We start from the raw sequence: 5,234 nt of genomic DNA on the forward strand, positions 1-5,234 counted from the left end.
CTAACAGGCTTCCCGCTGAGCAACCAGTTGTTTTGGGCTATGGTTTCGGTGCCGAGTCAGATGAAGACTTTGATGGTGACGGAGTTCGAAACTCTGAAGATTATTTTATATTTGATCCTGCTTGCAGCGCAGTAGGGCAAGGCATACCGGACGATTTTGACCGAGATGGCCTAGCAAATTTGGAAGAACTTGATCTGGTAAATACGTCTATCAAGTCTTATATGCGAAGTGCCGATAGTGACCTGGATGGTTTGACGGATTTGGAAGAGTCCAAGCTTCGAGCGACAACGTTCTCAGGATTAAGCCTGTTTGCAGCAGATTCTGATAATGATGGTAATAGTGATTATTATGAGATTCGACTTCGAGGGTCTGATCCAACAGATGAAAACGATTTTGTCGATTTCAACGATGCGGATCTGTCAAAGAGAGATCTTGATAGAGATGGTATTCTCGATGCGGACGAGTATGCGCTAAATACGAATCCAAATGTTGCTGACACAGACCAAGATGGCTTGGAAGATGGTTATGAACAGAACGTCTTAGGTACAGACCCAACTGATCCTGATAGCGATGGTGATGGCCTTTCTGATGCAGTAGAGGTGCAAATAACTAAGACAGAGGCTAGAAGCGGTCAAGGCAATAGTACTGACTTTGATGGGGATGGATTGAGCGATGGATTTGAGGTTCACAATAACTACGACCCTCGTTCGGATGATACTAACACCGATGGTGTTTTAGACGGTGCTGAGCTAACCGACGCGCCGGTTAATCGGCTTGATTTGGGTGACTTAGCCGACTATCGATATCGGGAAGGGTATTCGCCAATACCCGAAGGCACATGCTACGCGAGCTGGTTGTTTAGTAAACGTCCTGGCATCGTTGCATCAAGTGAGAATTCATCGTCATCTAAGGTGGCGCTCTCCGACTCAGAGTTATCGCTCGTTTATCTAATGGATGGAACAAGCGGGGACTACCTAGAGCCCATTCCCAATACCTTATTGAACGGTATCGTGACTAGCATGGCGTTCGGTGCGGAACCGGGCTCCGATAATACGCTTTATGTTGGCTTTGATGATGGTTTGGTTCGAGAGTACGATCTATCAGGAGCGACGCCTGCGTTCGTTAATGCGTTCACTTTACCTTCTGGCGAACCAGTAACCGCTGTTCTAGATCAGGGTTCTTACCTGATTGTAGAAAGCAACGATATTGGCGGAACATACACTCAGCATTTCTTTAATAAGACGAGCTATTCTCTTGAGTCGTCGTTAGTCGGTACCGTTTCAATTTCAAATGGTGTTTGGGATGATCCGGCAGTAAAGAGCAAGCTGTGGGTTTTAGAAGATCCAATTGTTTTTTCTGCTTATGAATTCCGCAATCCATCGTCAGCTTCGAGTCAAGTATCCCCACAAAATCTCAATCCAGATGGGTTAGATTTAGATGGCCCATTACTTGTGGATAACTCTCTTAGCAATAAAAGAATCCGTTTTGGGTCTGGTCACATCTATCTGCCTGCTACATCGCAATTCCTAGCAGCTAATGCAGAGAGTGAGCTTAAGTTCACTCAGGCGCTTCAAGTAGGCAGTACGGATCTGCAAACAGTTACCACTAATCGCCAACAGCAATTAGTCATAAAGTTTATTCCTGACCCGAACGCACCGAACGATTATTGGTCTTACACGCGAGATGGATTTGTACAGAACCCGATTGTTCTTATTGCCGCACAAGAAGATGCAGCGTTATTAAGCGCATATGATGATCCAAGTTCACCATCCACAGGCTACATAAAATTTTCGCGCTTCCAGGTCGGAGACAGTGATAGCGACAATATTCCTGGGTGGTATGAGGAATATGCCGGTTTTGATGATGCCAATGCGGGCGATGCAAATACAATGTTGGGTGGGCAAAGCGTGTTAGACAGCTTTGATGCATACCGTGATATCAGTAACTACCTTGTTGATAGCGACAGTGATGGCCTTAGCGATGGTCGAGAAGCGGATGAACTTAGCTCAGCGCTTGCTGGTTACAAGGTAGATTCGGATAACGATGGTTTGACCGATCAACAAGAATTGGAATTTGGCAGTGTTAACCCCGGATCCTGCCCGCTCGATCCAGATGAATTCAATAGCGACTCGGATCCTAATGATGTATCCGACGGTAATGAAGATTGTGATTCAGATGGGTTGACGAATTTGGAAGAGTTGAATCTTTATGGCACGGATATATTTGATGCTGATAAAGATGGTGATGGGGTGAACGACTACTTTGAGTTGTTTGTGCTCGGTACTGATCCCAATACCGCCATCAGTAAGGATGTCAACCTAGATGGAGTGCTAGATGTTCAAGACAACGATGGCTCGTCAGACTTTGATGGAGATGGGTTAACGAATGCGCAAGAAGAAGTCCATGGAACGGATCCTTATTCAGCGGATTCAGATGGCGATGGTTTGACGGATTTTGTCGAAATTGATGGTGCTGCCAACCGCAACATCGCGGATTATCTGTCGAACCCCTTGCTTGTTGATACGGATGGCGACGGCCTGTCAGACCTAGTGGAAAACGATACCGCTTTTCTTGATCCAAAAGACGCCGTAGACGGAAAATCTTCCATTATTGATTCCGATGGAGATGGGCTCTTTGATTGGGAAGAAGCGTTGTTCGGCGCGGATAGAAACCTAAGCGACACCGATGGTGATGGGTTGAGCGATTTCGAGGAGGTTCGACCGACGTTTGTTGCAGACCAACCTTATTACACCACAAATCCCGACGAAACAGACACGGACGGTGATGGCCTCAGTGATTTTGGAGAGCGGCAAGGTAACAATCCGAACGTTGATGTCGTTGATTGCGCAAACAATAGCGTGCCGATGGGCTTAATTAGGACTCGAGGTGATCAGACGGATACGGATGGTGATGGGTTAACGGACGATCTCGAGTTCAACGTTAGTGGCGATCCGCGTATTTTCTATTCGAACCCGTTAAGCACGGATACGGATGGCGATGGTGTGTCTGATCTTGAGGAGTACGAATATGAGTATCTTTATGATCCTGATACCTTGGTTAACTATGGCTTTGATGTTTCGAATCCACCTAATACTCGAATGAGTGCCCTCAAATGCCATACGGACGACGATGGCTTGAATGATCTTGAAGAACTCAATGCGAGCACTAATGCCGGTTGGCCGGACACAGACAACGATTTGTTGAGTGACAAGCAAGAGTTAGATCCTCTAGTTGGTTTACTAACTAGAGCTGACAATCCTGATACCGATGGAGATGGTCTAAGGGACGGCTTTGAGTTTTATTTGACTCAAACAGACCCCAAGTCCTTGGATACGGATCAAAATAATATCTCTGATTCTTTAGAAGACCTCGATGGTGATGGCGTCACAAATATCGATGAGCTTGAAACGCTCTTTACTGACCCAAGAGAGACAAATACGGGAGGGCTTGTCAATAATAGTGGCGTACTTGTTTCTTCTTTCGCAACCGTGGATGGAGTTAAGACTAGAGCGTGGCTCTATGATTTGGAAAACATATCGTTGAATGGCTCTGTCGACACTAATGGCGATTTGCTTGATGAGAACGGTGATGTGGTGTTCGTTAATGGCTACGAATTTGTTTTAAGTTCTAACGCGATCTCTGATCTATTCGAGGATTCTGATGGAGACGGATTGACTAATGATCAAGAGCTTCTATTTGAGACAAATCCTTGGATTAGAGATTCAGATCAAGATGGTTTGAGTGACGGCGAAGAGGTTCAAGGCGTCACTTGTCTTGCTCTTGATAACGTTACGGTCAATATTTGTACTAGTGATCCTGCAAATGCGGATACCGATGGTGATCAGCTAAATGATGGTGACGAGCGCATAGCTGGAACTTTTCCTAGAGAAGTAGATACGGATGGCGATGGTTTAGAAGATGGAGAAGAGGTTATTAGGCTTATTGATCCACGCATGCCTGATACGGACGAAGACTTTTTGATAGATAGCATGGATCCATTCCCATTAGCCATTGATGGTGATCTTGATGGTATTTTTGATTTTGTCGAAGTGTTGATTGGAACTGATCCATTGGTCATGGATACGGATGGCGACACCATCTCTGATGGTGATGAGATCTGGGTATTTGGTTTCGATAGTGCGGGCGACATACTTCGTTTTGGAACCGACTTAGATAACAATGACATTGGTGATGCTTCGCTTAATACGCGTGCTTCGGACATAGGGTGGGTTGCCGCGCAGAGAGTTGACTTTGAACTAGAACCATATCGCTCAGTAATTAGCTCCTTTAACTTGGATATTCCCGAGCTATCGTCACTGTATATTTGGCGATTGTCAGACCCTTTATTAGAAGATGGTGATGCTGATGGTTTGCCTGATCTTGAGGAGCTCGGTGTTATTGAGGCCCATGCTGCGGGTGTTGATCTTCAAACCTTGCTGGATGTTCCTGTAGATCTTTCGGATGATATGTCGTTTGAAACCTTAAAGGCTGAGGCTCGGTTTACTTTCACTAACCCTCTGTCTGCGGATTCGGATAATGACCTGATTTCTGATGGTTTAGAAGATTATGACCAGGATTACGCGTCAAATCTCCAAGAGGCTGAACTTACCGAAGCTAGCTCAGTGAACCCAAACTCTGATTTGAATCTTGGTGTAGCAGGTTCGGATGGATTGTTGGACGGTGTTGAGCTCAACATTCTGTTAACTGAACCGAATAATCAAGATTCGGATTCTGATGGGATTAAAGATGGTGCGGAACTCTCTACAGTGTTCGTTGATGCGGTAGCGGCAAACGCGGCTTCGAATCCAAGAGTTGTCGTATCTCTCAACGATTGTTTGGCGAATGAAACAGGTATAGAGAGCGCGGGTAAAGCGTATTGTTTTGACGTGCAATTTGTTTCATACCCAACGCTTACCGATAGTGATTTTGACGGCGCAGATGACGATGTTGATTATTACCCTCTAGACCCCGGTTGTGTAACTCAATCACAGGGCTTTGATAGAGTTGATCGACATCAGTGTTTCTCGACATGGATGAGTGAGCAAGATCAGGGAGCTAAGCTTGCATCAATTGATAGTGGAACTCAGCAGTTGGCATTATTTAACGGTGATTGGGACTCCGTTGTTCGTTATGATCTTTCTGCGAAAGAGTACTTAAAGGAACTGGATGTAAGCTCTGACGCTGCCGATTTTGTCGTATATGAAGCGATTAGCGATAAGATGCTCTTCATTGAT

General features: G+C 45.4%; 1 pseudogene. It reads left to right on the top strand.

The features are described 5' to 3' along the window. Positions 1-5,234, top strand: a pseudogene (locus A3751_RS22710) (hypothetical protein); the annotation flags it as partial.

It is taken from the genome of Oleiphilus sp. HI0080 (assembly GCF_001635135.1).